The sequence below is a fragment of the Streptomyces sp. NPDC054794 genome (assembly GCF_053611585.1).
The window spans coordinates 1-24,060 of record NZ_JBSHAQ010000089.1 but is presented as its reverse complement, the minus strand read 5'-3'; the positions used below and the strand labels follow the sequence as shown (position 1 = coordinate 24,060).

Genomic DNA, 24,060 nt, shown 5'->3' with positions numbered 1-24,060 from the left:
ATAAAATACAGTTAATCCTTTATATTTAAATTTTTGGGGGTGTTTTTTTTTTTTATAAGACCCTGGCGCCCGTTTCCGGCTTGTCTCCGCACGGGGCCTCTGCGCGACCTTCAGCGCATTCTCTCCTCAGCAACACCGATTGCCCAGATCACAAACGAAACCGGAACGTCACCCCTGTGAGGATTAACACTCACAACCGCATCGCTCCATGTTCCGCCGTCCGGAACTGAGACAGCGATGACCGCTTCGTTTGAACGCCAGGAAGGGTCTTGAAACTCAATCACATGCTCCCCTGAAGTGACATCGTCAAAATCGACCACTTCAATTTCGCCGCCGTTAAAGACTTCTCTCATCTCGCTCACCCTTCGGTCAATCTAGGAACCCGGAGAACTTGCCGTCCACCGAGAACCGGGCGCCTATGCCCCCGTTGGGGAGACGGACATCGATGGTGTCCTGCCAGACCCCGCCGATCCTGCCGTAATCCCGCGTGGTGACAGAACCAGGGTGAGTCAAGATGTCGTCCAATACGTCCCGGCCAAGTGCATTCCAAGCCTCTGGATTCTGCTTCCCGGAAGGGATGGGCCACTGCCCGGTGTTCGTTTTGCGTCCCGCATGCTTTGCGAGTGCATTGCCAGCCAACTCAAACTCACCCCTCGAATCCTTGGGGTCCAGCTTCCGACCCGAGCTAGAAGCGAAATCCAAGTCCAGAGTGGGGCAACCGCCGGAATTGTGAACGAGTACCGGAGTCTCGCCCGCCAGCACATAGTACGTGTGGAGACCTTCAACCGTGAGGTTGTACGTGCGGGCATGGCGGGTGTAGGTCCGGTTGCCGACAACCACAACGGTGGCACCGGTGTCAGTTCGCAGTGTCATGCCGGGCCGGAGTTTTCCAGCCGGGATCCAGTCGTGCTGGGAGGGGGACCAGAACGGGTGCTCGTGTGTTGCGGTGAGCATTTCGATGCCGTTCTTGGTTGCGATGGACAGCTCGTTGAAGTACTTGTCGCCCTCGGTGCGGATGAGCCGAGTCACCTTGCGGGACTTCGTTTTCCCGGTCTTCGGGTCGGTGGCCTTGACCCGGTCGCCGAGTTTGACGTCCTCGATGTTCTTGGTCGTCCCGTCCGCCATGAGGACGTCGGTGCCGGCGAGGAAGCACTTGTTGCAGCCGCCGAGAGCGCCCTTGAGTCCACGCCCCGAGCGGCCTCCCGGGCCTCCCAGACGTTCCCCCTCACCCCAGCCGAAGGCGAAGAAGCCACCAGCAGTGACCTGCATGAAGCTTGACGTCGTGCCCTTCGGGCAGGCCTTTCCTGCCCTGCAGGCGTTCCACAGCCAGAGTTGGACCTGTGCCTGCTGGTCCGGGTTGGACGGGTCCTGAAGGTACTGCGGCGTCCACCCGTTCGTGCTCATGGTGGTCATCCAGAGCTGGTAGAAGCGGTCGCGTACCTTCTGCCAGTTCTTGAAATGGACAGGGATGTAAACACCGGGGAAGATCTGTCGCTTGCCGGTGTCGGCCACCACGTGGTCATACGGGAGCGGCTGATAGACCGGGCTCGACTTGGCCGGCTTGGTCACCTCACCGGTGGTGGAGCCGCCCTTGCCTTCCCCGCCTCCGCAAAGGTCGACGGGACACAGGCCCGTCGGGTCGCTCTCGCTCACCGGGCTGTTGTTGCCGTACGCGTAGCCGTTCATCTGGAGCGGGTCAGCGATGTCCATGACCGGGTCGGCGGACAGGAAGCGGCCGGAGTTCTGGTCGTACTCGCGGGCACCGATGTGGGTGAGGCCGGTGGCAGCGTCGTCGATTCCCACGCCCAGGTAGCTGCGCTTGTTGGGCCAGATCGTCGGCTTGGTCCCGCGTACCTCGCCGTTCGGCTTGAAGGTGCGGCGGGTGACCGGCTGACCGCTCGACAACTCCACGGATGTGTTCGCCGTGCCCAAGTGGTCGGCGATCAGCACGTTGAGCTTATGGCCCGTGGTCGCGCCGTTGCTCGCGGTGCGGACCACCGTGGGGGCGCCGGCCTGGGTGTAGGAGCGGGAGGCCCGGGTGATCGTGCCGGTGGAGTCTGTCGTGACCTCCGTTTCGCCGAGGTACAGAGTCGAGCCCTTGTACGCCGGGGTCGTGCCTGTCGCGGCGACCGTCTTGCCGTAGCCGTAGGTGAACTTGACGTTCTTCGTCGAGTCCGCCGTGTCGTGCTCGGTCATCGTCGCCCGGTTGCCGAGCCAGTCGTAGGTGTACGACTGGCGGTAGACCGCTGCGCCGGTGGACACCGTCGTCGTGTCCGGGGCCGCCGCCGAGAGCGAGGAGGTCAGGGAGGAGTCCGGAGTCGAGGTGTCGGTCGCCTCGTCCGGGGCATCGGTCACCGGGCCGGAGGATGCGGCGTAGTCGGTGCGAGGGCCCCAGGTCCTTCCGTTCGAGGCCTTGCAGCCGGTGCCGTTGCCGTTCGGCGTGATGTTCGACGTCCAGGCGTGCACCAGCTCGCCCATCGCGTCGTAGGTGAAGCACTGGGTGTCCCAGGTGTTGCCCGTCGACTCGCTCAGCTGGCGGGCGTTGGAGGTGATCGTGCCGGATGCGTCGTAGGAGTAGTAGCTGTCGGTGATGCGGTGCGGGCCGTCCGTTTCGCGGTCAGCGACCGTGCGCTCGAGGTGGCCCGTGTGCGGGTCGACGAAGTTCGTCGTCCAGACGCGGTAGGGCTGGGAGCCGGAGACCGTGCGCAGCACCTCGCCGTAGGGGGAGTACGTGGCGTCGGCCGTGTACCAGGTCAGGCCCGACGTCGACTCCGGCAGGCCGTCGGCGTTGTAGCGGGTGACGATCTTTTCCTGTGCCAGTCCGCCGACGGGCGGCACCGTGACCGACTGCGGCTTGCCCGTCGGTGTGTAGGTGTACGAGTAGGCGTACGTGCCGGCCAGTCCCGTCGTCATCGAGTTGGCCGGGATGACCGTCTCGCTGCCGGTGGGATGGTATTCGGCGTCGTAGCCGGTGACGCGGTTGATGTAGTCGCCGTTGTCGGTGTGCCGCTTGGAGCTGGACGGCTGTCCGATGCCGCCGGCCGCGTCGTCGTAGGTGTACTCCTTGACGGGGGTGGCGGTGCTGGAGCCTTGCCGTACGTAGGTGACGCGCCCGAGGGGGTCGTACTCCGTGAAGATCTCCTGTCCGCGCGCGCTCTTCACGCGGTTGGGACGGTCCGCGGCGTCGTACCAGGTTTCGGTGGTACCCGTGTCGGGGTCGCTCGCGGACTTCACCCGACCGCGAGCGTCGAACACGTAGGACCAGACATTGCCAGCGGGGTCGGTGACCTTGTTCCGGTTGCCGCGCGAGTCGTACTCGTACGTGGTGGTGCGCCCCGTGCTCGAGTCTTCGGCGTCATTGCTGTAGTGCTTGATCGACGTGACCCGGCCGAAGGCGTCGTAGTAGGTCCGGGTCTTCGGTGCCGTCGAACCCGGGGGGTCCACGTAGGTGCTGGTCAAGTTGTACGCGGTGTAGGTCGCGTACTTGTAGTCACCGCTGTGGTAGACGGACGAGCTGACCTCGCGCTCCACGCCGTCGTAACGGTGCTTGGTCGAACTCGGGATCAGAGACGTCGACCTGGGGGCGAAGAGCTTCGGCTCCGGCTCGGCCTTCGCCAAATAGGCCCCGGTCTGCTCGAAGACCAGTCCGTGGTCGTCATAGTCGGTGTCCACGATGATCCGACCGGGGCCGTGGGCTTCGGACTGCTTCTGGACCTCGCGCATCAGGCCGTCGTAGAGGGTGACTTCGCGGGCGTAGGAGCCGTCGTCCTTGAGCGTGCTGACCGTCATGGCAGCCGGTCGGTTCTCGCTGGTCGTCGCGATGGCCGGCTGGTAGTCGATGACGATGTTCGGGGACTTGCCGTTCGAGGAGCGGGATGGTGACCAGCCCTTCACCAGGCGGCCGAGGGCGTCGTACTCGCTGCGGGTCACCCGGCCGTTGGGATCGGTGACGGTCAGCGGGAGAGAGGCTGCACGGAGCGGCTGATGGGGATCTTTGAACCTCCCCACCTCCTACTGAGGCATGGGACAAACCTGCTCTGTCGATCTACCCACCCACCTGGCATCTGACCTGCGGACGGACGGAGGGGCCACCTGATGCCTCGGGAATCATCGGACAGCGGTTGTCGGTGAGCCGCACAGGGCCGTGGCGGGCCGGTTTCCGGCCGCCGTGTCAGATGCCGCCGAGGCTCCGGTACCGGTGCGCGAGGTGCCGGAACCGGGCGGCGTCGACCTGCTCCCGCAATCGGGCCTCGACACCCTCTCGGGTGGCCGGGCCTGGCCCTCCGTCCACCACACGTCACCCGTCTCCGCCCGCCACTCCTCTGCTGCGTCCGGGTGCGCCCCCAGACGAAGGCGTTGGCAGCGGCAGGGATGGTAGCGGGAGCGGCCGGGGTAGTCGGGACCCGCGCCCAAATCCCATCGGGCCAAGAGGACGGCGACGTCCGTTGCGTCGTGGTGCTCGGCCAGATCCCGCACGCGATCGGCGCACGTCAGCACCTCCAGCTCCCAGCCCAGCGCGCAGTACTGACACCAGGGCACCAGCTCCCCGTTGGCGCGGACCAGGTCTGTGATGGCGTCGGCCAGCGGCCGGGGCAGACAGCCGTGGGCGCCGAGGTGGGCCAGTTGTGCCAGGTCCCTGACGGGATCGGGTGCGTCCCAGGCCGCTGTGATGTGTCCCGCGGCAAGGACCATGTCGCCAGTGTCGCGGTGGCGGACCAGGAGGCGGACGTCGAACAGGGACCGCACCTCCCCCACAGCCCCGGCATCCTGGTCCGACGGATCCATCTCCCACCTGAGGTGGTACTCCAAGGGATCGCCGGCAGGTGACCCGGCATCGAGCGGACAGTGGAGGACGTGCGACGACTCCGCACGCATGCGTGTGGTCATGTCCTCCCACCGGCCGCCCGGCGACGGAAACGACGAGGGTGGCAACCGGCGGCGCAGTGAGGTGATGCGAGCGCGGAACAGACGCAACCGCAAGGCGGCATCGGACGCGGGGGCGAGATCGGCCGGGGGCCGCACCACGATCACGGCGTGCCCCGCGAGGACGCCGGCTGGCTGCTCCGACTCGAATCGCAGGTCCAGCACACGGGTTTCACTATCAGACATTGCGGACACGCTCTCTTCAGTCGGAACACGTCATCGGAACACCTGGTGCGCCCGTGTTCCCCCGGGCGAACTTATGGGGCAACCGCCCGGGGCGGCAATGCCGCGACAGCGCCCCGGGGTTGTCGCAGTCGATCGCGACTCCCACCCGCAGGCAACGCGGCTGCCAAAAGACATCCACCAGGCGCTCTGCGGCGTCCGTCTCACTGCTGGCCCGCCCGTTCCGGGCTCGGGCCACGGCACGTTCGCCCGCACCGGGTCTGGGGACGCCAATGCTCAAACTCCCCCGTGTGCAGTTACGGCCGCAAGTACACCCGGTTGCGTTGAGGCGAAAGGCGATCAGGCGTGCATGTGGTGCAGGGCCGTCATGGCGCTGTCGACGACGGTGTCGTCGGAGGCGTGGGCGAGTGCGTGTGCGTGGTCGCCGCCGTTCAGGCCGAGTAGGACCGGCTTCCCGAAGACCTTGTATCCGTTGACCCACCAGGGCCACTGGCCCGGGTTTTCGGGGTCGTACCACTCGATGACGTCGACCTCAAGGTCCCAGAAGATCGTGGGAAACTCGAGCCACAGCTTGTCCAGAAGCCCGGCTCCAAGCGCAGTGATGGCTTCTTGTTTCGCGTCGGGCAAGGCGGGCTCGAAATGGATGGTCCCGGCCTTGAGGACACCGATGGGAACGGTCACCACTACCTGGTCGGCCTTGATGGTCTCGCCGCCTTCCAGCGTCACCGACACCCCATCGGTGTCGTAGCGCACGCCGCTGACGACCCCTTCCGTGCGTACCGGGAGCCCGTCGCGGACCGTGTCAATCAACCGGTTGTAGCCGCCTGGTAGGAGCAGGTCGGGGCCTTTGAGGTCGCGTCCTTCGAGGGTGGCGGTCACCGCGAAGCGGTCAGGCTCGGCGGCGTACTCACAGGCGTAGTTGATGGTCAGGGCGGTCCGCAGCGCGGCGGAGGGCTTTCTGGGCATGACCGAGGCGACGGTGGCCGTGTCGGGGTCTTCGGTGTCTTCCAACCGCTCCTCGTAGCCAGCGAGTTCTTCCTCCGCGTGCTCGTCGCCGCCAGTGGAGTTGTCGTAGTCGAACGTGTAGCTCGCGTCGCCGGTTTCCTTGAGAACCCTGGTCATTGCGTTGCCCTTGGAGCCGTGGATCCAAGAGGCGCCCATCTCGGCCGGCACGCCCGCCAGACGTCGCGTCCAGATGCGGCCGCCGACCCGGTCGCGGCCCTCGAGAATGGTCACCTCGAAGCCCTCGTCGGCCAAGGCGCGTGCGCACCCCAGCCCCGCGAACCCGGCCCCGATGATCACGATGTGCTCGCCGGCTTCAGCGTTGTCGATGATCTCCGAGGCTGCCCGGCGTCCGCTCTCCAGGGCTCCGTGCGCAGTGGAGGGCGCTTCGGAGGAGGTGGCCTCGCCAGCGAAGTGCAACCGACCGGCCACCGGCGCGGCGAGCAGGGTACGCGCCCCGCTCCCCAGAGCACTGGGCGCAAGATAGGAGTAGGAGCAGCGGGCGAACGGGTCGGTCGACCACGACGTGCGCAGAAACGCCCTTCCCGGAGGCGGTATTGCCGCGCAGCACGATCAGCCGGGTTTCTTCGGTGCCCACCATCACGGCGGTCACGCTACCGATGGCCAGTGACAGCGCCGCGGCGTTCCGGGACACGTCGGCCCACGGTGATCAGACGGCAGGGTTGCGAGCTGCCCCAGAGCGAGGTGTGGGAACGGCTGTCGGGTAGCGCAAGGAGAGCGAGGCGAGCCGAAGAAGCTGCCCCTGTCGGCGGCTTCTGCAGACCCTTCCCTCAGGTTCCCGGTATTCCACGGCGTCGTGTAGGGGTAGGGGTGTCCGTAAGTCGAAGACGTACGCTCGTCATGCAGGGCGCCACCCGCGTCATACCAGATCAGCGTACCCTTGACGCCGTATCCATCTGCCAGAGAGTCATGCGCCCGCAGCGCGTCTCCGGGGCTGTCGCCGTCCGGGTCGTCCTGCAACAGCGCCGCGACGAACAACAGGCCCGGCTCACACCCAAGTTGGCCCGGCACTCGATCAACGTCCTGGCCGCCACCGGCATGAACTCCCTGCTGGAGTGGTCGGAGGAGCTCTGGCATGAGCGGCTGCGGACGGCCCCCGGCGCCCGCAAGGCGTCCAGCGCCTTCCTCGCCTATGCCCGTCGAGAAGTGGAGAACCTGTACTACGGCGCCGGCTGGGACGTTGAATTCCCCCGAGACGTCTGGCGCCTGCGCAACCTCGGCATCACCGGCACCCTGGCCCACCTGCACTTCACCGCGATCGAACGGCCCTGGCTCAAAGAGCTCGCCAAACGCTGGACGCGATGGCGCCTGACCTGCGGACTCAGCCTCGGCACCGTCGGGGCCGGACTCGCATCCGTCACTCGCTTCGCTGCCTTCCTCGCCCGCCCTGAACTCGGCATCACCGGCCTGGCGAAGGTCAACCGGGCAGTGCTGGAACGCTACCTCGCCGAGCTGCACGGCCTGGGCGGCAGCACACACCACCACCAGCGGATCAGCGGCCAACTCGGCATCTTCCTCACCGACATCCGCCGTCACCGCTGGGACACGACCCTGCCCACGGACGCGGTGCTGTTCACCGAGGACGTCCCGCGCGAGACCAAGCGCCTGCCGAGGGCCCTGGCCGAGCACGTCATGGCCCAGGTCGAGGACCCGGCGAACCTCGACCGCTGGCAGGACCCCGCCTACCGGCTCATCACCCTCATCCTGATGCGCTGCGGACTCCGTCTGAAGGACACCACCCGGCTGCCCTTCGACGGCCTCGCGCACGACGCCGACGGCGCCCCCTACCTGCGCTACCTCAACCACAAGATGAACCGCGAGGCCCTCGTCCCGATCGACGAAGAACTCCAGCAGGACATCCGCGACCAGCAGCAACGGCTTCTCGAACGCTGGCCGTCCGGCATCCCGGTGCTCTTCCCCAGGAAGCTGAAGAACGTCCACGGCACCGAGCCGATGAACGGCGACACCTACCGCCAGGTCCTCACGCCCTGGCTGGAACGCTGCGACGTCCGCGACGAGCACGGCCGCCCCGTCCACCTGACCCCGCACCAGTGGCGGCACACCCTGGGCACCCGGCTGATCAACCGAGACGTCCCACAAAAAGTCGTACGCAAGATCCTCGACCACGACTCGCACGAGATGACCGCCCACTACGCCCGGCTGCACGACACCACCGTCCGCCGGCACTGGGAGAAGGCCCGCAAGGTCGACATCAACGGTGAGAGAGTCACGCTCGACCCCGATGGTCCGCTCGCCAAGGCCGCTTGGGCCAAGCAGCGCGTCGGCCGCGCCACCTAGGCCCTGCCCAACGGCTACTGCGGTCTGCCGGTGATCAAGACCTGTCCGCATGCGAACGCCTGCTTCTCTGAACTACCGGCGGCAGCGGGTCAGCGGCTGCCGGTAAACCAGTGGCTCTGCGTGGACGAGCCTCGTAGCTTGTGCGTTCGTGACTGATGATCCGCAGATGCGCCCGAATCGACACGATCTCGGCCGAGTATTCAACGAGGTGCCGGAACTCTACGACCGGGTCCGGCCGGGATACCCCGACGAACTGTTCGCGGACCTTGGCGCCATCACCGGCATGGACGAAAGGTCGTCGGTGCTGGAGGTGGGCTGCGGTACCGGTCAGGCGACGCGCACGCTGGCAGCGCTCGGATGCTCAGTGACCGCCGTTGAGCCGGGCACGGACATGGCCGCACTCGCTCGCCAGCGGATCGCCTCCTTTCACAACGTCGAAGTCGAGACGTCGACATTTGAGGAGTGGGACGACCGCGGTCGACGCTTCGATGTTCTCGTGGCTGCATCGTCTTGGCACTGGGTCGACCCGTCGATTGGCTGGCAGCGGGCGCACGCCGTGCTCTCTCCCGGGGGTTGGATGGCGCTGCTCGGCCACGTCGTTGTCCGTCGGCCGGGAGAACCGGAGGTGTATGCCGAGACCGCCGATCTGCACGAGCGGTTCTGTCCCGGCAACCCCGGCTGGGGTCATCCGCCGCTGGAGGACGACGTGCGCACCACCGACGAGGGTTGGGGCCTGGTCGACGATCCCGGGGGATTGTTCGGCCCAACGATCGTGCGCTGGTATCCAACCGTTCAGTGGTTCAACGGGGACGGCTTTGCCGATCACCTTCGCTCGTTGTCGCTGTACCGGAGGCTCGACCGCGACGTCCGTGAGCCCCTTCTCGACGCCATCGCCGAGCGCATCCGCACGCGGATGGGCGATCGAGCATCACGCCGTTATCTGAGCGTCCTGCGGGTCGGACGCCGCGCCGAGTGAGGCCAGGGACCGATCTCTGAACTACCGGCCGCGGCCTAGTCAGCAGTTGGAGAGGACTCTTTCGTCTCCCGCCTGCCGAGGGCGATCTGGCCGAGGGCCGGCATGCCGAGGCTGACCGTATTGGATCGGCGGGTCGCCTCGGCATCGAGCTGCGCGAGCTTGTCCTGGGCGCCGGCGAGGCTGACCTGCAGGCCCTCCACCTCGCCGAGCCAGCCTTCGCGCTCGGCCTCGGCGATGCGGGCGATCAGGTTGTCACGGATGTCGGCGAGCCGTGCCCCTTGGGCCGTGTCGGGTCGAAGGAGTGAGCATCTGACACAGGCGTGTTCATGGACACAAGGAGACCCGAAGGCGCGTGCGCAGGTGCCGATGGACACCTTGCGTTTCTCGAAGTGGGCCAGGAAGGAGTCCCACTCCTCCGCGGTTGGGGTTCGGTATTCTTCGCCTGGGCGAGAGGCTCGGCGGCGGGCGATGAACGCTCGGTGGGCCTCGATCGTCTCGGCAGGGTAGACCGCTTTGTACCCCATCGTGGTCTCGATGCTTCTGTGCCCGCAGATCACCTGGGCGATGTGCGGCGGCAGGCCGTTCATGATGGCGTCGGTGACGAAGATCCTCCGGAAGTCATGGGGCGAGAAGGTAAGCGCCTCGCCGTCGGCGCTGGTCAGGCCGGTGGTGGACAGGGTGTTGATCAGCAGTTTTCGGATCGCGGTTGGCGTGAATGCGCGGTGTTCGGAGCCGACATCGCGCTGGAACAGCAGCGGCATCGGCGGGTTCCAGACCTTCTCGCGGACGTCGTAGGAGGCCACCAGCGGTATCGCCCCGTCGGGGCCGCGCAAGCGGCTGATGATGGCGCTGAGGACGTCCGCGAGTTCCGGGCTGACCAAGAGGAGTCGTTCGGTGTCGGTCTTGGACGGGGCGATCTGCAGCAGCGGTACGACTTCGCCGGTGGACGGGAGCCGGTACTGGGTGACGCTGTGGTGCGTCAGCTCCAGGAGTTCCTCGTTGCGGATGCCGGTCAGACGGAGGACCTCGATCGTGGCGAATGCCCAGAATGCCTCCTCTTCTTCGTAGGTCAGGTTCCGTCGCCGTCCGCCGGATGCCGTCTCTTCGGCCCAGGTGAGGTGGCCCGCCGCCGTGGGGGCGATGGCTCTGCGCAGCGACCCGTCGGTGCCGGGGATCAGCGCCCCGGGCTCGGTGTTCCTCGACACCTGGAGCAGGTCGGCGGCCGCGCGTCGCCGACGGTCGGCGGTGCTGGTCAGAACGGGCAGGACGGGTAGTCGCTCGCGCGTGCGCTGGTCCATCCGGGCTTTGCGTCGTCTGCGTTCCTTCGCCTTGCGGATCTCGTCGTCGCTGATGGGCCAGGGCACGGCCCATGGCGCCCAGCGGCCTGGTTCCTCGGCCGCCCACTGCGCGATGTCGAGGTAGAAGGCCCGCACTCGCATGAGCTCGTCCTTGGCATTGAGCCGCGGACTGGAGACCTCGATGCTGCTACCGTCGGGGCCGGTGACGGTGCGCTTCTTGACCTTCAAGTCCTCCTTCCAGGCGCGGGCCACGGTTGGTGGCAGCCGCAGCGAGTCAATCCCCGGCGCCAGGGCTTCTACCCGGGCCCAGAACAGTCCCGCGAGCGTGCGCGAGACCGCGTCGAGGCTGGCGAAGTCCAGCGCAGGCTGCCGCTCCCTCAGGTAGTCCACGATCAGATCGCGAACCGGCCGGCACTGGATCCGGTAGCGATCCACCAGCTCTTCGATGCTCAACTGGCCGAGGGCAAGACCGAATGCCCGGATCGTTGCCGGGGGGTCCTCGGGGAAGATGCCCAGGGCGCGCAGCCGCAGATAGAAGTCGACCTTCTTCTGCCCGCCACGGGCATGCACCCGGCGCTGGGCGTCGACCAGTTCCACGCAGTCGCCGACCGCGATGTCGCGGATCTGTCCGCCCTTGCAGGCCAGCAGGGTGGCGATGCGTGTCGCGGCGATCTGGGCGTCCTTGCGCGAGCTCGCCGGCCCGGACTCGGCCAGATGGTGCAGGCGCGCGAACCCGTCGGGGTCCCGGACCTTGGCCATGACGGAGGCGAGATACCGATGGGTGCGGGTGAGCATCCAGGGCAGACCAGGTCGGATGACGTCCCCGCAGATCAGCATGAGCAGCCCCGAGGACAAGTCATCGCGGTCATGTGACGGCGAGTGACCGCGCTCGCGCAGCCACCGCAGCGGAAGATCCACCCAGGCAGCACCGGGGAGATCCTCCGCGCCGCTGGCCCTCCACCGTTGCTGCCAGGTATCTCCCGGCAAGCTCGACAGCCAGCGCAGCAGCTTGGCCACCCCGCGTCGACGACCGGCTCGGGTCCCATTGGCCGCCGAGTCGAATGGCGGCGCGGTCAGCCGCCGCAGCGTCTCCTCCAAAGGCTGTGCCGTGTACGGCCACCACAGCTCTTCCGCCCGGGCCGGAAAACGCGCCCGCAGATAGCTGTTCCTCGCCTGCGCCTGCTCCGCCGTCGCATTCGTGGCCTCCAACGGCTTGCGCGTCACGTGTTTGACAACCGCGGTCATGACATCCGGCCGAACAAGACGTCCAGCGACGCTGGGTTGTAGCCCGGCGCCGGAGGCGGCGGCACCGGCTGGCTGCGCTCACGGGCCTGACGCTCGTGATGGGCCAGCACCCCCGCCACGACTTCGTCCTTGCGCGGCGTCAGATACACCTCCGTGGCGGACAAATGCGCATGTCCGAGCACCCATTGCACATCAGCCAACGTCAACTTCGGGTCGCGCACCATGCGGACGGCTGCACTGTGTCGTAGATCGTGAAGGGTCCAATCGGCGCCGAGCGAGGCGTTGACCCGCTCGAACATTCGGTGTGCACCGTGATAGGTCAGCGGCCGAAACGGGCGCCGCCGTGTCCACCACACCGGCTGGGTGCGACCGCGTGGCACCTCGCCGTGTACCTCCTGCTGATAGAGGCGCAGCCACACGAACGCGTCCGCCGACGCCGGCACCTGCTGCACCGCCCGCGAGCCCTTTCGCACCACACTGATCAACTGCTGGCCGGGGTCGATGTCGCGCTGGCGGATGCCGATCAGCTCCGATGCGCGTACTCCGGTGGAGATCCAGAGCGCGACCAGGGCCCGGTCGCGGTGGGAGGGCAGCGCAGCGAACAGCTCGTTGAACCACTCGTCGGGAATCGAGCGCGGGATCCGCTGCGGAAGGTTGGGCCGGTAGCGCCCCACCCGCTCGGGCTTCCAGCCGTCCATCGGGTTGTGGTGCGCGTGCGCCCGGCCGGAGCGACGTGACAGATCCAGTGGGAACGGGTTGAGCAGCGGGCCGGACCCCGCGTCGCGGTGGATGTCGTAGAACCGTCGCAACACCGTCTCGCTGTGCGCGACGGTAGTCAGCGCGTAGCCAGGCCCGGCCGACGGCTTCCCAGTCACCGGGTTCGGGGAGACACTGACCTGGGCCGATCGTCGAGCCGCCGTCTTGCCCCGTCTCGGCTTGACCACCAGCTGAATCCAGCGACTGAAATCCCTGGCCTCCGCTCGGGTCGCACCGTCCCAGGGAATGTCCAGTGCCTGCAGGAAACGCCACCACCGAAGCAGATCCATCCCATAGGAGCGGACCGTCGACGGAGCTTTCCCTGCGGCCAACAACTCCTGGAAGTAGACGGCGACCGCCTCCACGGTCACACCGTGGGATCGAGGAGCCGATAGGGCTCGTACCGGTTGCCGGTTTCCATCAGCCGGCCCCACCGAGGAACCACCAGTGCCGCCAGGTCCCGTCCGGGAGCATCGTTCATCACGACCGGTGACCGTAGCGACCGAAGACCCCATCTGCCCCCTGAACTGCACAATCCCCGTAGTTCGTTCAGTCAACGGGGCCTGACCTGCCCGATGTTCATCACGACCCCGGAGTTGCTGCCTCAACACCGGCGGCAACGCGAGGAGGTTCTCCAGATCGTCACGGCCGCCGAGGCACGGGGCCAGCAGCGGCTCGTCGAGATGAACCAGCAGGTCCTCGGCAACCTCGACCGCATCATCACCGCACTCGACCAGGACAACAACCCGACACAGGAGGTGGTTTCCGATGCGGGCTGACAACAGCTCCCACCTCGCGGTCTCGGCCCGCCAGCGCCACGAGCTGACCCGCGCCAAGACCGTCAGAGCCCTCCGCGAACTCGACATCGCCGGCGCCCCGGTGACCTTCGAAGCCGTCGCGCGGGCCGCGGAGGTCTCCCGGTCCTGGCTCTACACCCAGCCCGACCTCCGAGCCGAGATCGAACGGCTGCGAGCCCTCGACCGCCGCCCGCTGCCGACGCAGGCGCCCGCTCGACAACGCGGCAGTGACGCCTCGCTCGCCCAACGACTGGAGATCGCCCTGGCCCGCAACCGCGACCTCACCGAGGACAACCAGCGGCTCCGCCGCAAACTCGCCCACGCACTCGGGCAACTCCGAGCCGCTGGCCTCCCCGTCCTCGACGAACCGACCGCACCACGACACACTTCCGTCACGATCGGCCCCTGCTGACGCCACCCACGAACAACAGCTCTGTCTCGTCAACGACACCGTCCTCGACGAGACAGAGCAGGTCACAGCCCTACACATGCGATCAGCTCGAGATAACCTTGCGGAAGGCGAACTCGTCGACCCCCAGCACCCGAGGCGCTTGCTCGGGCACTGCCGGGGCGGTGAGCAGGCCCAGCAGGTGGGTGCGGCCAGCCGGTAACTGCAGTGTTCGGCACAGGCGTTCACCGGGGCGGCCGCCCAGGAACGTGGCGATGGTTCGCATCCATCGGCGCAGGCCGACGCTGTGCCGCCGCTGCCGTTCAGTGAGGTCCGGGACCTGCTCGGCGAAGGTTCGCCGATTGCAGGTGCGTCGCTCACAGAAGAACCGGCGCACTTGCAGCGAGATCACCAATCGCCGTCCCACCACCGGGCGTTCAGCCAGCCGGCGTGTATAGCGAGAGTGGATGCGACGCCCTGGACAACCACAGTCCGGACAAGACGGCGCCCAACCGCAGGCCGACGCCTCGACGCCCACCCCATCCGCGGCGACACGGACCGCCGTGACACACACATCGATCCCGGGAAACAGCACATCCTCAACCCCCACAGCCCCCATACCTGGGCAATCCCCACGAGAAACGTTCCCGCACTCGCGCCATGACCTGGGGATTCACGGCATCGCGGCCAGAACCAATAACGCGATCGTCCACATCTTCTGGGCGGCTGTGGGCACCGGTGTGCCAGGGAGCTACCAGCAGCAGCGCGACACATGCCCGCACGTGTCTGAGGGGTGAGCCAGCCAGGGTCACGCGCCCGGCAAGGCGCTTCCCCGGCCGCATCTCGAGAGACCGTCGGAGTCATGGACTCGCCCGGCGAATCCTTCCGGCTAAGGAACGGAGCCGGACAGGAGGGCCCGATCTGGTGAGGCGCGCGGGATCCGCACTGGTGAGGAACGCTCGGCCCGCTTCGGACAGCTCGTATCGGACCGAGCCGGCGACCTGATGGACGAGGCCGCGTCGTTCCAGTCCGACCAGGGCGTCCTTCAGTTTCCTGATCGACCAGTTGGCGTGGAGTACTTCTCTCAGTTCGGCGCGGTCCTGGGGCCCGCGCCGCTGAAGGGTGACAAGAACCGCCAGGTCGAGGTGGGACACACGGCCGGTCCGGGGTGCCCGGGCCGCCAGCCCCGCGCGGCCCGACTCGGTCTTCGGCTCCGGTGAGTCGTCGTGCCACGGCCCCGGGTCGTCCCAGGCCGACAGGAGGGCCAGTTCCCGTCCGTAACCGACGGCCAGCACGCCGTCGGCCATGGCGAGGGCGACCGCCCGTTCCGGCAGCCACACGTTGGCGCGGGGTTCGCCCGTCTTGGCGTCCCAAAATTGCACGGCACCGTCCGTGTCCACCTCGATGACGACCTGTCGACCGGAGGCTGTTCCGACAATCGGCGCCGACGCGCCGTCACTTCCGAACCGGGCCGTGGCGCGACCGGTGTCGGCGTCCCAGACCCGGATGGTCTTGTCAGTGTGACGAGACGCGATGAGGCAGCACGACCTACTCGTGCCAAAGGCCACGCCGGTCAGTTCCGCGGCGCCCGTACGGAAGCTCCGGCGTAGCTGGCCGGACGCCAGGTCCCATACATCGATCAGGCCGTCGCGATGGCCGATGACCGCGACCGGCTTCTCCCGGATCCGGCCCGTGGCGATCGCGATGGCGCCAGGGCCAGCGTACGGACCGCGGGTCCGCCGGGTTCCGCTGCCCAGCTCGTGGACGTGCACCTGGCCGTCGGCCCGGAGGACGACCACCACCGGCCGCCGGGCGGATCCGCCCACAGTCAAAGCCGCGACCGGGTTGGGGGATTGGGGCAGCCGCCAAAGCACCTGGCCGCTAGCGGCGCGGCGGGCAGAGAGAGCACCGTCGGCGGTGGCCGCGACGACGACCGGACCGCCAGCGGTGGCACCGAGGCCTAGCGCGGTCACTGCGTGGCGTCCCACGGTGTAAGCCTTCTCAACCTTGCCGTCGGAGCCGTCGAAGATCCGCACCAGGTGGTCGTCGCAGGCCGTCGCGATCAGGATCCGCCCGCCTGCTCGGGCCGCCGCGAGGGCCTCGGTGCTCTGGGGGTCGCGGGTGGCATCCGTGATCCCGCGGCCGCGGGGCAGGTGCCAGATCCGGCCAGTCGCGTCGTCGCCACAGCTGACCACAAGCGGCACGCCCTCCTTCGAGTTGGTGACGGCGATCGCGCGTACGGCCGCTTGGTGGGCGGTCAGGGTGTGTAGCGGGCGGCCGTCACCGAGGTTCCACACCTGGAGCGTGCGGTCCTCGGAACCCGACAGCAACATCCTGCCGGAGAGGGCGGCGAGGATCTGCGAGCGTCGGTCCGGCGGCCGTAACCGCTTCCGTTCCAAGAGGTCGCGATGGCCTGACGCAGCTGTCGGCGCAGGTCCGGCGAGGCTGCTGGCCAGGGCCGTCACCCGCCCGTCGTGACGCTTGAAGGTATGCAGCAACTGGCCGTCGTTCACTGTCCGGACTTCTATCGCCCCGGACGCGCCGGCGACGACAGCGACTGTCTCCTCCCCCGCGTCGATCACGGACAGCGCCGAAACCGTGCCGTGCTGCCACGACCAACCGAGGGCTGGCTCGGAATCGGCTACCTCCCACACATGGCACTGGCCGTTCTCGGTGGCGAGCACCACGACCGGGCTCCCCTCGTCGTCGAAGGCCGCCACGGCGACCACCGGATCGGTACCGGCCGAGAGGCGGTTCACCTCCTCGCCCGTGGTGAGGTCGACCGCGATCACCCAGCCGCCGTCACCGATCACGACCAGCGGCTTACCGTCCCAGCCATACACCACGGCCATTTGCGCGGCTGAGGACGCCACCTCCGCGAGGAGATGACGGGGTTGGCCGGTCTGCAGCCCCCAGCTCCGGACCGCTCGGTCAGCGCCGCAGGTCACGGCGACTGGAGCGCGGTCCACCTTGGCCAGCAGCAGGCCCGTCACCGCGCCCGCGTGGGCGCCAGTGATCTCGCCGAGTAGTTCGCCAGCCGGGGCATTCCACCAGCGCAGGTCGCCGTGGGCGTCTGCCGTGACCACGTGGACTGGAGGCATGGCGCCGACCGCGAGGGCGGTCAACGGCGCGGCATGGCCGCGGAGTTCGTGTAGAAGGGTGCCTTCGCCGAGATCCCAGACATGGGCCGTGTGGTCGTCTCCTGCGGTCACCGCGAAGTCCGACTCGCCCACCGTTCCGATGGCCACGGATCGGATCGGCTCACTGGTCCGGGTCAGCGTGCCGATCAGCGCGGAGCTGATGTTCTGCGCGGTGGACCAGCGGCACTGCCAGGGAGCCGGTGCACTGTGCGGCGGGTTGTAGAGCTGCTCGCTGACAGCCCGCCCCCCGTACCGCAGGGCGTCGACGGCCAGAATGTGGCGGCGCGCATCCGGGCCCGCGTTGCTGTGTCGGGCCAGGGATGCCTGGTAGACGAGCATCAGGCGGGCGGAGGCGACGTGCGGCAGTCTGCCAGCGGTGAGAACCGACCGTGGGTCGGCGTGCACCAAGAACTCCAGGTCCCGAAAGAGTAGATGCAGGTAGCCGCACTCCTCCGCGTGCTCGGCGGCGTGCCGCTGAAGGTAGGGGGAGGCATGGTCCCAACGTCGTAAGCCTCTGATGCGCACCTGCTGCATCAACCGGCGGAAGACTCGTTCCGCGATGTCGGGCCCGGCCGACACGTCGTCACTCATCGTCGTTTGCGTCCTCTGCCTGGACCGTGTCGAGGAGCGCGGCGAGTTCGCTGGTCTTCAGGTAGTTCGCGGCCAGGTGGAAGTCGAAGGCGTGGATGGAGCAGTCGTTATCGCTCTCCACTTGGCTGAACCGGCGTGAGATCCCCTTGGGGGGAATGGCGACCAGGTCGCCCCGGTCAGCGAGGTTCGCCCAGCGTTGCACGGCGGCCGGCCGGGCGCCGCGGCCACCGGACGGTGCCGGTGTCAACCGGTCGAAGACGGCCTTGGGCAGGGCGAGTGGCGATCCGAGCGTCACCCAGAGCGGCACCGGAACGGTGGCTGGGAGCAGGTGGAGTGTCTCGTAGGCGACCACGCTGCCGAGCGAATGGGCGATCAGCACATCGGGCCGAACGCGCTCCAGCGTCGTACGCAGCCGTGCCTGTACCGCTTCGCGCGCCGCAGTCATGGCCTGGTACGCCGCGACTTCTTTGACGAACCGCACTATGAACCATTCCATGACCCGTTCGCTGCAGGCCCAGGAGGCGGCGAGGTCTGCGAGGTAGGAGCGGTGAAGGGAGGTCAGCCGGCCCTGGGGTACCGCTCCGGCTCCGATGGGCATGGATGCCAGCACCTGGGACAGCAGCTCCGCCTCGGCGTCGGTGAGGCCGTCCAGACCGTCGTCGTCGCTCTGCCGCCCGGGTGCCCGCAGGAGGTCGGCGTAGTACACGACCTCGACGGCGGACGGGTCCGCTCCCAGGCTGCGCGCCCAGATCGTCGACAGTTTGCGGCGCGCGGACTCGGCCGTCTCACCGGGACGGTGATTGCCGATGCCGTGGATGCCCACGATCTTCATTCCGCACTCGCAATCGCATAGGGATGGGCCTTCAAGTAGTCTGCGAGGCCCTGGTGGAAGAGCCGGTAGAGGGTGGAGCCGTCGGTCTCGGCACCGGTCCGCAGGTAGAAGTGGGCGGTGTCGAGGAGCTGCCGGACGTTGTCCTCGGTCACCTCCGGGTCGAATTCCGGGGCGACAGCCGCGACCGCCTCAGTGGGGAATCCCTCACCCTTGGCCCAGGCCACCGCAGCCAGGACGGCCCGGAGCCGGGGGCCGTCCGCTTGGAGGCTCAGGTCCAGTTCCAGCACCTCGGGCAGGGTGAGCGGCACGCTCTTGCCGAGGCGGGCGGCGCTCCGCGGGTCCTGGGGGGCATCGAGCGATTCCAGCGCGCGGACGAAGATCCGGGAGACCAGGAACGGCCCCCATTCTCGGATGCGGTGCTCGTCCTCGGTGAGCGCATCGGCGACGCTGTCGGCCAGAGCCTTCCGGACGGCCCGCTGGACCGGTCCGCGGTAGGCCGGCAAGTCCGCGAGATGGCGGGTCAAATGCTTGGCGAGGTCCTCGCGCAGCTCCTGGTCGGAGACTTCGTCCAAGTCCACCAGGGTACCGTCGGCGGCCGCCAGGTCGAACAGCGGGCGGAACAGGGGCCACCGACGGGTGCCGACGACCAGGCGGCAGACCGGGACGCCGTCGGGGCGCAGGGTGGAGGCCAGCGGTATCAGCAGGTCTCGCATCAGGTCTTCGGGTCCATCAGCCTCGTCCAGGCCGTCGAAGATCAGCGAAGGTGGCTCCGACAGTGACCGAAGTGCCACCAGCAGCTCTTCAACGGTCCACGGCTCGCTGCGGTGTTCCGTGCTGCGAGGCAGTCGCCACTGTGCGACCAGCGAGGCCAGAGCCGCGTCGAGGCCGCGGTTGCGGGCATGGAACGCGCTGAGCGCAGGATTGGGCGAAGGGACACCGTCCGGGTGCTGGGCCGCGAGGTAGGCGCGGATCTCCGGCACCGCCTCGATGACCTCCTCGTGGCCGGCACACACCATCGCTCCGAGAAGGGCAGACTTGCCGCAGCCCGGCGCCCCCGTGACGAGGGTGAGGCCGCCGCCGGTCGGATCGTCCAACCAGGGAGCCAGTTCGGCGAGCTGACGGTCGCGGCCGACGAAGTAGTTACCGACCTTGTCGATGAAGTGCTCGGCCCCTACATCGGTGGCGAACTCGCGCACCGGCGGGTCAATGGTGCGGACGCGTTCCAACTGAGGATTGTCCACCCAGCGCGGATTAGGGAAGAAGGGCAGGTGCCGCTCACGTGCCACGTCGACCCTGGTGGAGTGCACCAACTGGCTACTGCCGAGTTCGCGCAGCCTGCGCTGGATCGCGGGGACCGCCTTGTCCCACAGCACGTAGCGCAGGGACCGGTCGGTATCGAGGCCATTCGCGGCGATCTGCTCTAGGACATCGGCCACGGCCGCACTGAAGGCACCGTTGAAAGCAGGGCGGTCAGGACTGGTAGCGGCGATCACCCAAGCGTGAAGTTCCTCGTCCGAGGCTCTGGCCAGCTGCGCGATCCGGGCTGCCCGGCCAGCATGGCAGAGGTCGACCACGAACAGCATGGGCTCCGATCGGAGGTGCGCGCTTCGCACCCACAGGTCGACCGCGCTCTCCGGTCCGATCACGCCGTCCGACGGGACCATGAACAGCGGTTCGGGATCCGGTGTCCGCCGTCCGTCCGGAAGCGTGGTGGTTCCATGCGAGATGACGTGGACGATCCTGAATCCTTCGCTACTCGCCCGGCGCCAACCGTGATCCACCGCTGCCAGGTCGGGATTGTGAAGGACGTCCACGGCGTACGAGAGCTGCTGGTAGCCGACGACCAACCTCGGCACCAGCTCGGCGACGAACGGGAGTTCGTCCCAGCCACGCGCGCCGACCGGGGACTCCTCGTCGTCCTGAACAGTCGAACCGAACGTGCCGACCCCCATAAGCAGCACGCTCGGGTTCCGGTCCAAGGACTCCCCCACCATCACGCTCTAAAGTGCACCCCGCCCGAGTCAACCCGGGATACGCGTGGCGCAGGGGCTTGACGTCGGCTCCATGCTAACCGTCGACCGGACGATAACGAGAGCGGAAGGCCCGATCCGTAGAACCATCTGCGTGAACCCTCTGCACCCAATCAGCGGTACACCAGTATGAACCGCCCCGCGGTGCGCATGGTCGCCGAAGTGCGCGACGACTACCCGAACGAGACGGCCGCCTTGCAGGCGGTCGCGGACAAGCTCGGCATCGGCTCCCGCGAGACGCTGCGGAACTGGGTGAAGCAGCAGGAGATCGATGCGGGGCAGCGTCCGGGGACGACGACGGAGGAGTCCGCTCAGCTCAAGGTGCTGAGGAAGGAGAACGCCGAGCTGAAGCGGGCGAACGAGATTCTGAAGGCCGCGGCGAGTTTCTTCGCGGCCGAGCTCGACCGGCCACACACGCGCTCGTAGCGTTCATCGACGAGCACGGGGACCGCTTCGGCGGGGTCGAGCCGATCTGCAGGACGCTCACCGCACACGACTGCAAGATCGCCCCTTCCACGTACTACGCCCACAAGAAGCGCCTCCGAACGCCCTCCGCCCGTTCCGTGCGCGACGAGGTACTCAAGGAGAGGATCCAGGGCGTCTATACGTCCAACTACCGTGTCTACGGAGCCCGGAAGATCTGGCGCGAGTTGAACCGGCAGGGACATGCGGTGGCCCGCTGTACTGTCGAGCGCCTGATGCGCGAGCTTGGTATCCAGGGCGCGGTGCGCGGCAAACGCGTCATCACCACGATCCCCGGCGGACAGGTCCAGCGGGCCCCCGATCTGGTCGACCGCGACTTCGTCGCCGCCGCTCCGAACCGGTGCTGGGTGGCGGACTTCACTCACGTGAAGACCTGGTCCGCGACCGTCTATGTCGCGTTCGTCGTGGACACTTTCTCCCGCCGGATCGTCGGCTGGTCCGCGGCCACCGTGAAGGAGACCGTCTTTGTCCTGGACGCCCTGGAGATGGCCATCTGGCAACGCGATCGCGACCAACGGTCTGTCCAGCCAGGCGAGTTGATCCACCACTCCGACGCCGGGCCAATACACATCGTTCAAACTCGCCGAGCACCTAAACGCCGCTGGCATCGCGGCGAGCATCGGATCCGTCGGTGACGCGTATGACTGATGGAGTCGACGATCGGTCTGTTCAAGACCGAGTTGATCAAACCCCAGCAGCCATGGAAGACGCTCTCCCAGGTCGAGTTGGCCACCGCCGAGTGGGTTGGTATGCCCCGGTTCTGATGGAGTCGGGTTGCTGGACAATTGACGATCCAGCAGCCTTCGGAGGCCATGATGCCCCGCAGCTATCCGCCCGAATTCCGCCGCAAGGTTCTCGATCTCGTCGCATCCGGAAGGAAGGTCGCCGAGGTCGCCCGACTCCTCGGCATCAGCGACCAGACGATCTATGTCTGGCGTCGCCAGCACCTCATCGATACGGGGCAGTTGCCCGGCACGAACAGCAGCGACCTGTCCGAACTCACTGCGGCCCGCAAGCGTATCGCCGAGCTGGAGGCTGAGTTGGCCATCCACCGGCGGGCTGCCGAGCTGCTGGGTGAGGTGACGTCCCCAAAAGGCGGTTCGAAGCAATCCGCGTGATGGCTCGTGAGCACCTGCCGGTGCAGTTGGCCTGCCGGGTGCTGCATGTCGCCGAGTCCGGGTACTACGCCTGGCGGGACCGGCCGCCGTCGAACCGACTGGTCAAGCACGCCTGGCTGACCGAGGCCATCGTGGGCATCCACACCGCCTCACGCGGCACCTATGGCTCCCGCCGGGTGCACGCGGAGCTCGGTCTGGGCCTGAGCATCCATGTCAGCCACGGCACAGTGGAACTGCTGATGCAGCGCGCCGGCCTGCATGGCCTGCCCGGTAACCGGCGCCCCCGCGCCAAGCACGTGACCCCGTCCGTCACCGACCTGGTCGAGCGGAACTTCACCCGTCACGCCCGGGACCAGTTATGGGTCACCGACATCACCGAGCACCCCACTCTGGAGGGCAAGGTGTACTGCGCGGTTGTCCTGGACACATTCTCGCGACGCGTGGTGGGCTGGTCGATCGACGCCTCGCCCACTGCGGCACTGACCACCAACGCCCTGGCCATGGCTATCGGCAGCCGCTCCCCGCGGCCGGGTGGCACCATCATCCACTCCGATCACGGAGTGCAGGGTGGATTCAACCGGTCGTCGCAACACCCTGATCTCGGAGGTGTGCGGCGTGGCCACGGCGGACTGGAGTTTGAAGACCAGCGATGTTCCGGAGGGGCGGCGTCGGCAGTGGCGCGCTGACCGTGCGTTGCGGCCGGCGATGCGTTCGCCGGGGCGGCCTGATCCGTCTCGGGTCGTGCAGCGCCAGTTCTGGCGACTGATCGCCACGGGGGTCACGACGGTGGAGGCGTCGCTGGCGGTCGGCGTGTCGTGGCCGGTGGGTTGCGAGGTGGTTTCGTCACGCTGGCGGCATGCCGCCGATCTCGTTGGCCGAGCCCTCGGGCCGGTACCTCACGTTCGAGGAGCGCGAGGAGATTGCGATCCTCAGGGCGACGAGCAAGGGCGTGCGCGAGATCGCCCGCGCCCTGGGGCGTGACCCCGGGACAATCTCTCGCGAGCTGCGCCGCAACGCCGCCACGCGCGGCGGCAAGCAGCAGTACCGCGCGACGGTCGCCCAGTGGAAGGCTCAGCAGGCGGCCAAGCGCCCGAAGAGCGCGAAGCTCCTGGGCAACGACCGGTTGCGTGAGTACGTGCAGGAGAGGCTTTCGGGGAACGTTCACCGGCCTGACGGGACGGTCGTCGCGGGACCGCAGACGCCTCCGTGGAAGGGGCTGAACAAGCCGCACCGGCAAGACAGGCGGTGGGCGACAGCATGGAGCCCGGAACAGATCTCGCACCGGTTGAAGGCCGACTTCCCCGAGGATGAGTCCATGCGCATCAGCCATGAGGCGATCTACCAGTCGCTGTTCATCGAGGGCCGTGGTGCGCTCAAGCGGGAGCTGGTCGCCTGCCTGCGCACCGGGCGGGCACTTCGAGAGCCTCGGTCGAGGTCACGGAACAAGCCGCAAGGGCATGTCACCGCGGATGTCGTCCTCAGTGAACGTCCTGCAGAGGCCGAGGACCGCGCGGTCCCGGGGCATTGGGAAGGCGATCTGATCATTGGGACGGGCCGGTCCGCGATCGGCACGCTCGTCGAGCGCAGCAGCCGATCTACACTCCTGGTGCATCTGCCGAGGATGGAGGGCTGGGGCGAGGTGCCGCCGGTGAAGAACGGCCCGCCGTTGGGCGGTTACGGCGCCGTCGCGATGAACACTGCCCTGACTGAGTCGATGACGAAGCTACCCGAGCAGCTCCGCAAGACCCTGACCTGGGACCGCGGGAAGGAACTCTCCGGGCATGCCCAGTTCGCGCTCGAGACCGGGACGAAGGTGTTTTTCGCCGATCCGCACTCGCCCTGGCAGCGACCCACAAACGAGAACACGAACGGGCTGCTGCGTCAGTACTTCCGACTTGTATTGGGGTAGCGGTGTTCGTGATCGGGTTGGCCGCCCGTAACGTGCCGCAGGACGCCGGGCAGGCTGACTCGAGTACTTC

At 67.6% G+C, this 24,060-nt stretch carries 17 protein-coding genes and 2 pseudogenes; 9 read left to right on the top strand and 10 right to left on the bottom strand.

Annotated elements, in window-relative coordinates:
• Nucleotides 1-110: 110 nt before the first annotated feature.
• The 4 genes and pseudogenes from ACWGKT_RS45845 to ACWGKT_RS45830 all read right to left on the bottom strand — a co-directional run bounded on the left by ACWGKT_RS45845 (nucleotide 111) and on the right by ACWGKT_RS45830 (nucleotide 6,642).
• Nucleotides 111-362 carry a hypothetical protein gene (locus tag ACWGKT_RS45845; RefSeq protein WP_453278397.1) on the bottom strand — a complete coding sequence of 84 codons (252 nt, stop codon included), beginning with the start codon at nucleotides 360-362 and terminating at the stop codon, nucleotides 111-113.
• A gap of 268 nt (nucleotides 363-630) precedes the next feature.
• Nucleotides 631-3,966: pseudogene (locus ACWGKT_RS45840) on the bottom strand (polymorphic toxin-type HINT domain-containing protein); the annotation flags it as partial.
• 141 nt (nucleotides 3,967-4,107) lie between these two features.
• The gene (locus ACWGKT_RS45835; RefSeq protein ID WP_453278396.1) at nucleotides 4,108-5,109 is read right to left on the bottom strand and encodes a hypothetical protein; all 1,002 of its coding nucleotides are present in this window, start codon (nucleotides 5,107-5,109) and stop codon (nucleotides 4,108-4,110) included.
• Nucleotides 5,110-5,445: 336 nt separating this feature from the next.
• Complete coding sequence (locus ACWGKT_RS45830; protein WP_453278399.1) at nucleotides 5,446-6,642, bottom strand: FAD-dependent oxidoreductase; 1,197 nt, start codon at nucleotides 6,640-6,642, stop codon at nucleotides 5,446-5,448.
• 396 nt (nucleotides 6,643-7,038) lie between these two features.
• Between ACWGKT_RS45830 and ACWGKT_RS45825 the strand changes: the two genes are divergently transcribed.
• Both ACWGKT_RS45825 and ACWGKT_RS45820 read left to right on the top strand, forming a co-directional pair.
• Nucleotides 7,039-8,427 carry a tyrosine-type recombinase/integrase gene (locus ACWGKT_RS45825; protein WP_453278395.1) on the top strand — a complete coding sequence of 463 codons (1,389 nt, stop codon included), beginning with the start codon at nucleotides 7,039-7,041 and terminating at the stop codon, nucleotides 8,425-8,427.
• 148 nt (nucleotides 8,428-8,575) lie between these two features.
• Nucleotides 8,576-9,403 (top strand): class I SAM-dependent methyltransferase, encoded by an 828-nt coding sequence (locus tag ACWGKT_RS45820; protein ID WP_365694701.1) that lies wholly within the window; start codon nucleotides 8,576-8,578, stop codon nucleotides 9,401-9,403.
• A gap of 35 nt (nucleotides 9,404-9,438) precedes the next feature.
• Here the strand turns inward: ACWGKT_RS45820 and ACWGKT_RS45815 are convergent, their stop codons facing one another.
• Complete coding sequence (locus tag ACWGKT_RS45815; protein ID WP_453278394.1) at nucleotides 9,439-11,946, bottom strand: tyrosine-type recombinase/integrase; 2,508 nt, start codon at nucleotides 11,944-11,946, stop codon at nucleotides 9,439-9,441.
• Nucleotides 11,943-13,067: a tyrosine-type recombinase/integrase gene (locus tag ACWGKT_RS45810; RefSeq protein WP_453278393.1), complete on the bottom strand. Its 1,125-nt coding sequence runs from the start codon at nucleotides 13,065-13,067 to the stop codon at nucleotides 11,943-11,945. The genes ACWGKT_RS45815 and ACWGKT_RS45810 overlap by 4 nt, the downstream gene beginning before the upstream one ends.
• Nucleotides 13,068-13,277: 210 nt before the next feature.
• Between ACWGKT_RS45810 and ACWGKT_RS45805 the strand changes: the two genes are divergently transcribed.
• Complete coding sequence (locus ACWGKT_RS45805) at nucleotides 13,278-13,481, top strand: hypothetical protein (RefSeq protein WP_453278392.1); 204 nt, start codon at nucleotides 13,278-13,280, stop codon at nucleotides 13,479-13,481.
• On the top strand, nucleotides 13,471-13,911 hold the full coding sequence (locus ACWGKT_RS45800; RefSeq protein WP_453278391.1) for a DUF6262 family protein: 441 nt from the start codon (nucleotides 13,471-13,473) through the stop codon (nucleotides 13,909-13,911). The genes ACWGKT_RS45805 and ACWGKT_RS45800 overlap by 11 nt, the downstream gene beginning before the upstream one ends.
• A gap of 82 nt (nucleotides 13,912-13,993) precedes the next feature.
• Here ACWGKT_RS45800 and ACWGKT_RS45795 read toward each other — a convergent pair whose 3' ends face one another.
• The 4 genes from ACWGKT_RS45795 to ACWGKT_RS45780 all read right to left on the bottom strand — a co-directional run bounded on the left by ACWGKT_RS45795 (nucleotide 13,994) and on the right by ACWGKT_RS45780 (nucleotide 20,402).
• Nucleotides 13,994-14,506 (bottom strand): transposase family protein, encoded by a 513-nt coding sequence (locus tag ACWGKT_RS45795; RefSeq protein WP_453278390.1) that lies wholly within the window; start codon nucleotides 14,504-14,506, stop codon nucleotides 13,994-13,996.
• A gap of 241 nt (nucleotides 14,507-14,747) precedes the next feature.
• Nucleotides 14,748-17,618, bottom strand: coding sequence for a hypothetical protein (locus ACWGKT_RS45790; RefSeq protein ID WP_453278389.1), 2,871 nt, complete (start codon nucleotides 17,616-17,618; stop codon nucleotides 14,748-14,750).
• A complete protein-coding gene (locus ACWGKT_RS45785; RefSeq protein WP_453278388.1) occupies nucleotides 17,611-18,450 on the bottom strand; it encodes a hypothetical protein in 840 nt (279 codons plus the stop codon). The genes ACWGKT_RS45790 and ACWGKT_RS45785 overlap by 8 nt, the downstream gene beginning before the upstream one ends.
• Nucleotides 18,447-20,402, bottom strand: a complete 1,956-nt coding sequence (locus ACWGKT_RS45780) for an AAA family ATPase (protein ID WP_453278387.1) — start codon at nucleotides 20,400-20,402, stop codon at nucleotides 18,447-18,449. Before ACWGKT_RS45780 ends, ACWGKT_RS45785 begins: the two co-directional genes overlap by 4 nt.
• A 207-nt stretch (nucleotides 20,403-20,609) precedes the next feature.
• Here ACWGKT_RS45780 and ACWGKT_RS45775 point away from each other — a divergent pair, with 207 nt between their 5' ends.
• The 5 genes and pseudogenes from ACWGKT_RS45775 to ACWGKT_RS45755 form a co-directional block, all read left to right on the top strand.
• Nucleotides 20,610-20,906 (top strand): transposase, encoded by a 297-nt coding sequence (locus tag ACWGKT_RS45775; RefSeq protein ID WP_453278386.1) that lies wholly within the window; start codon nucleotides 20,610-20,612, stop codon nucleotides 20,904-20,906.
• 5 nt (nucleotides 20,907-20,911) lie between these two features.
• Nucleotides 20,912-21,598: an IS3 family transposase gene (locus ACWGKT_RS45770; protein ID WP_453278398.1), complete on the top strand. Its 687-nt coding sequence runs from the start codon at nucleotides 20,912-20,914 to the stop codon at nucleotides 21,596-21,598.
• Nucleotides 21,599-21,748: 150 nt separating this feature from the next.
• Nucleotides 21,749-22,081: a transposase gene (locus tag ACWGKT_RS45765; RefSeq protein ID WP_453278385.1), complete on the top strand. Its 333-nt coding sequence runs from the start codon at nucleotides 21,749-21,751 to the stop codon at nucleotides 22,079-22,081.
• The gene (locus ACWGKT_RS45760) at nucleotides 22,081-22,767 is read left to right on the top strand and encodes an IS3 family transposase (RefSeq protein WP_453278384.1); all 687 of its coding nucleotides are present in this window, start codon (nucleotides 22,081-22,083) and stop codon (nucleotides 22,765-22,767) included. The genes ACWGKT_RS45765 and ACWGKT_RS45760 overlap by 1 nt, the downstream gene beginning before the upstream one ends.
• Nucleotides 22,718-23,972, top strand: a pseudogene (locus ACWGKT_RS45755) (IS30 family transposase); the annotation flags it as partial. The gene ACWGKT_RS45760 and the pseudogene ACWGKT_RS45755, both read left to right, overlap by 50 nt.
• Between the last annotated feature and the right edge of the window lie 88 nt (nucleotides 23,973-24,060).